This is a genomic window from Limnofasciculus baicalensis BBK-W-15 (genome assembly GCF_024178385.1).
Classification (GTDB): domain Bacteria; phylum Cyanobacteriota; class Cyanobacteriia; order Cyanobacteriales; family Coleofasciculaceae; genus Limnofasciculus; species Limnofasciculus baicalensis.
In genome coordinates this window covers 1-3903 of the sequence record NZ_JAMZMM010000479.1, presented here as the reverse complement: position 1 = coordinate 3903, position 3903 = coordinate 1, and the positions used below count along the sequence as shown (strand labels likewise).

Here is a 3903-nt window from a genome sequence, read left to right as displayed (position 1 = left end):
CAACGAGCCATTCCGTTTTAAAATAGTGTCTTGGTTTCAAATATCCAGATCAGTAAACGTTTCAAATCTTAACAATGTTTCCACTCCATCGTCCTCGCCGCATCCGCCAAAGCCCTCAGTTACGCCGGATGGTGCGCGAAAATGTTTTAACCACCAGCGATCTCATCTACCCATTGTTTGCCGTACCTGGAGAGAGTTTCGCGAAGGAAGTCAAATCCATGCCGGGAGTCTACCAATTATCGGTAGATAAAATAGTAGAAGAGGCGAAAGAAGTCTACGATCTTGGTATTCCTGCGATTATTTTATTTGGTATTCCTGCCGATAAAGATCTAGATGCTACTGGGGCATGGCATGATTGCGGTATTGTTCAGAAAGCTGCTACCGCAGTTAAAGAAGCTGTACCAGATTTAGTTATTATCGCTGATACTTGTTTGTGCGAATATACTAGTCACGGGCATTGCGGTTATCTAGAAGTAGGCGATTTAACAGGAAGAGTTCTCAACGATCCTACTTTAGAATTACTGAAGAAAACGGCCGTATCTCAAGCTAAAGCTGGGGCAGATATTATTGCTCCTTCTGGGATGATGGATGGTTTTGTCCAAGCAATTCGGGCAGGATTGGATGAAGCGGGATTTGAAGATACTCCTATTCTTTCTTATGCTGCCAAATATGCCTCGGCCTATTATGGTCCATTCCGAGATGCAGCAGACTCAGCACCCCAATTTGGCGATCGCCGCACCTATCAAATGGACCCCGCCAATAGTCGCGAAGCCCTCAAAGAAATTGAACTTGATATCGCTGAAGGGGCTGATATGCTAATGGTTAAACCAGCATTAGCCTATATGGATATTATCTGGCGCGTTAAGGAAGCTACTAATTTACCCGTTGCTGCTTATAACGTTTCTGGTGAATATTCTATGATTAAAGCTGCTGCCCTCAACGGTTGGATTGATGAAGAGCGAGTAGTCATGGAAACCATGATCGGCTTTAAACGGGCTGGTACTGATTTAATTCTGACTTACCATGCTAAAGATATTGCTCGTTGGCTGTAAGAGTTAATGCAAATTTTTAAGTTTTCGTGTTGTTTTACAAGCCCGTAGAAACGGGCTTTTTTTTGTGTATAAAATTAGTAATTTACGTTAATAGCGATCGCATCCAGTTAGTATCAGATGTAGTATTTGGAGCCGACATGCGAAGAATTTCTACGTCGGGATAGAGAATACCAATTTCTGCCTCTGGTGTCGTATCTTCTACTAGATAAATTGCCAAACGTGCAGTGTAGTGGGGGCGCAGTTTGGGGGTCAAATGCTGTCGTATTTTGTTGGCAAGGGAACTATGCACATCTGACCAAAGATAACCTTCAAGATAGGGGTCCATACCTGGAAAAGGAGATGGCATAAGCAGGTGGCAATAAGTAAACTATCTATATTTTAGACTTTGAGCATTACGTTTGGCATATTTTGTTCGTTCGTAGTAGGCGATTAATCGCCTACTTCAAGTAAAGCGCGATCGCTTCCCTCACCCAAGCACCGCACAGAGTCTTCTAATAGCTTAATTCAAGCTGTAACTAATTCCTCTTTATTTTTCGATGGCAATGCTTCAGGAACATAGACACACTGACCAATATAAACCACATTATAGCAAGTGAGATCTATGTCAGGACTAGGTAAGTAAGCAGTAACAGAAACAACTCCCCAAGGTTTAGAATTAACGGTGTGTTCTTGCACGTTGTATTGAGGCAAAAGATATCCAGTTTCTGGTTTTTTACCGATTAAATTTTTATTGACGTGGACTAGCATTCCTTCACCCAAGAATAGCTGTAAGTTAGGATCTCTGTCTTGATATGCTTTGACTCTAAACCAATTTGCTCTGTCAATAGATTCAATCTGTTTGGGGTCAACTGTACAATGAGCTAAATAGATAATGTCTTCATGATTTTCTGCCTGGTGATAAATATCTACTCCTACAATGTGCCATAATCTTTGACCACCGAGAGAGACACGATCGCCTATAATTGGTGGATGACTGAGATACTCGAGCTTTTCATTTTCCTCAGTCTGATAATCTTTGCCACTGGTATCTTCAAAAAAAACTAGATAACTCATAAATCAAACTCCTAATCTAAATCTTGGTAAGACTTAAACCTTTCCGCACTAGGATCGGCATCGGTTCCGTCAAATATGCAAGCAACTTTCAAAATTGGATCGGTTGTGAGAGGGGTATCAACTAAGTGAATTCTTAATCCCTCTTTTTTAAATCTTTCCTCCATTTCAAAACAAGCTTCTTCAGTCGCAGCACAATGCCATTCTCTCACTTCATCAAGGGGGTTCCAAGTCATATTATAGCACCCGTCTTTTTTCGTTACTTTTGCAAGGAATCCTCTTGGCGATTAACCTTAGCCGTGATATTCTTGGCTTGAAGTGAACGATTGAGCATTACTGCGATCGCTTTGGGGTTCCCTTGCTTGGCAAGCTCCGAAAGGTTTTCTTCAGGCATATTTATCTCTCTATTGTGATTAGTGCCGATCAAATATAGCAATCCCAAATGAAAGATGCACGCACTGCAAGAATTATACTTCAGGTATGTTTATGACTGATTTACGATCGCTATATTGCTATATTTTAAACGGTGGAACGCACATCGCGAACAATACTTTTCAGGATTTACGCAGTACATATAACCATTAGGGTGCGTTAGCTTCGCATAACGCACCCTACAGATAAAGAGGCAATAATCGGTAGTTTACAATGAACTAGAATTCAAACTCTCAGCTTCACCCGGAGTTTGAGGTAAATGCAAACCACACTCTTGTTTAATACCCCCAAAACGAGTATCCCTTTCGTGTTTGTCAGCATCGGTAACTGGGCGGCTGGAATGCCAATCGCCAACGGTAGCATAGCCTAATTCCCGTAGCGGATGATAGGGCAAGTCGTAGGTAGTGAGGTAGTCGTCTATATCTTCTGCCGTCCAATTTAAAATTGGTAATACTTTGTAAATGCCGGATTGTTTATCAACATTCCGTAGAGTTTTGCGATGATCGGTTTGTTGGGTGCGCAATCCTGCTAACCAGGCGGTAGCTTTCATTTCCCGCAATCCACGCTGCATTGGTTCCACTTTCCGCATCTGGTTGTAGCGATCCAGTGCTTCAATATTATTCTCTGTCCAGAGTCGCCCGTAAATAGCTTCCATTCGTGCTGGACTAATGGGGGACTGGTATACTTTGAGATTGAGCTGCAATCGCTCGGTCAATTGTTCGGCAAATCGATATGTTTTTGGTGGTAGGTAGCCTGTATCAATCCAAATTACTGGGATATCGGGTAAAATCCGAGTGACTAAATGGAGCATGACTGCTGCTTGAATACCGAAACTGGTACTCATCACCAAGCCATCCCCAAATGTCTCTACTGCCCACTTAATAATTGCGATCGCGTCTGTGTCGGTGAGTTTTTGGTTGACTAGATTAAGATCCAGATTGGGTTTCTCTGCTGTTATACCTCCCACTTGAGGCAATTCCCGTTGCTCTTGCCAATTTATCATCTCATTAATGGGGATTGCATCGGTAAATTGTCTAGACAAAGCCGCTATTTGCCCATTTTGATTGGGTTCGAGCGAATTCAGTCGCGGCATGGTTCTCCTCCTTTATATTGTGCTGGAAACCGTGTTACCCTTAGACTTGCCCTCCATTTTCCCCGGAGTCCCCATTGGATTCGCGATCGCAGTCTGGTTTCCCTGGATTTATCACGCTGATTGACGTTCATTCAACCTCGATCGATAAATCTACGGTAACTTGGTCGGTATTTTGTATTTTATCCTAAATAGGAATCTAGCATGGCTAATTGGGAAAATCAATTCCCTACTCCCTACTCCCTACTGCCAACCCCCCACACCCTACTCTCCTCACCC

At 42.7% G+C, this 3903-nt stretch carries 6 protein-coding genes; 1 reads left to right on the top strand and 5 read right to left on the bottom strand.

The genetic code is table 11. From position 1 onward, the window contains the following. Window positions 1-74: 74 nt before the first annotated feature. Window positions 75-1052, top strand: coding sequence for a porphobilinogen synthase (gene hemB, locus NJ959_RS26910; protein ID WP_254014834.1), 978 nt, complete (start codon window positions 75-77; stop codon window positions 1050-1052). Window positions 1053-1134: 82 nt separating this feature from the next. Here the strand turns inward: hemB and NJ959_RS26905 are convergent, their stop codons facing one another. From NJ959_RS26905 to NJ959_RS26890, 5 genes are all read right to left on the bottom strand, one after another. Beyond that, on the bottom strand, window positions 1135-1398 hold the full coding sequence (locus NJ959_RS26905; RefSeq protein ID WP_254014833.1) for a DUF4058 family protein: 264 nt from the start codon (window positions 1396-1398) through the stop codon (window positions 1135-1137). Window positions 1399-1556: 158 nt separating this feature from the next. Continuing rightward, window positions 1557-2105, bottom strand: coding sequence for a hypothetical protein (locus tag NJ959_RS26900; protein WP_254014832.1), 549 nt, complete (start codon window positions 2103-2105; stop codon window positions 1557-1559). A gap of 11 nt (window positions 2106-2116) precedes the next feature. Continuing rightward, window positions 2117-2338 (bottom strand): hypothetical protein, encoded by a 222-nt coding sequence (locus NJ959_RS26895; protein WP_254014831.1) that lies wholly within the window; start codon window positions 2336-2338, stop codon window positions 2117-2119. Window positions 2339-2361: 23 nt separating this feature from the next. Next, window positions 2362-2496, bottom strand: coding sequence for a hypothetical protein (locus NJ959_RS30335; RefSeq protein ID WP_256529867.1), 135 nt, complete (start codon window positions 2494-2496; stop codon window positions 2362-2364). Window positions 2497-2742: 246 nt separating this feature from the next. Next, the gene (locus NJ959_RS26890) at window positions 2743-3537 is read right to left on the bottom strand and encodes a phosphoadenylyl-sulfate reductase (protein ID WP_373693720.1); all 795 of its coding nucleotides are present in this window, start codon (window positions 3535-3537) and stop codon (window positions 2743-2745) included. Window positions 3538-3903 lie beyond the last annotated feature (366 nt).

What these genes read in the sequence shown, in the direction of transcription:
- hemB (WP_254014834.1), top strand. Translation starts at nt 75, where the DNA reads ATGTTTCCACTCCATCGTCCTCGCCGCATCCGCCAAAGCCCTCAGTTA.
- NJ959_RS26905 (WP_254014833.1), bottom strand. Translation starts at nt 1,398, where the DNA reads ATGCCATCTCCTTTTCCAGGTATGGACCCCTATCTTGAAGGTTATCTT.
- NJ959_RS26900 (WP_254014832.1), bottom strand. Translation starts at nt 2,105, where the DNA reads ATGAGTTATCTAGTTTTTTTTGAAGATACCAGTGGCAAAGATTATCAG.
- NJ959_RS26895 (WP_254014831.1), bottom strand. Translation starts at nt 2,338, where the DNA reads ATGACTTGGAACCCCCTTGATGAAGTGAGAGAATGGCATTGTGCTGCG.
- NJ959_RS30335 (WP_256529867.1), bottom strand. Translation starts at nt 2,496, where the DNA reads ATGCCTGAAGAAAACCTTTCGGAGCTTGCCAAGCAAGGGAACCCCAAA.
- NJ959_RS26890 (WP_373693720.1), bottom strand. Translation starts at nt 3,537, where the DNA reads ATGATAAATTGGCAAGAGCAACGGGAATTGCCTCAAGTGGGAGGTATA.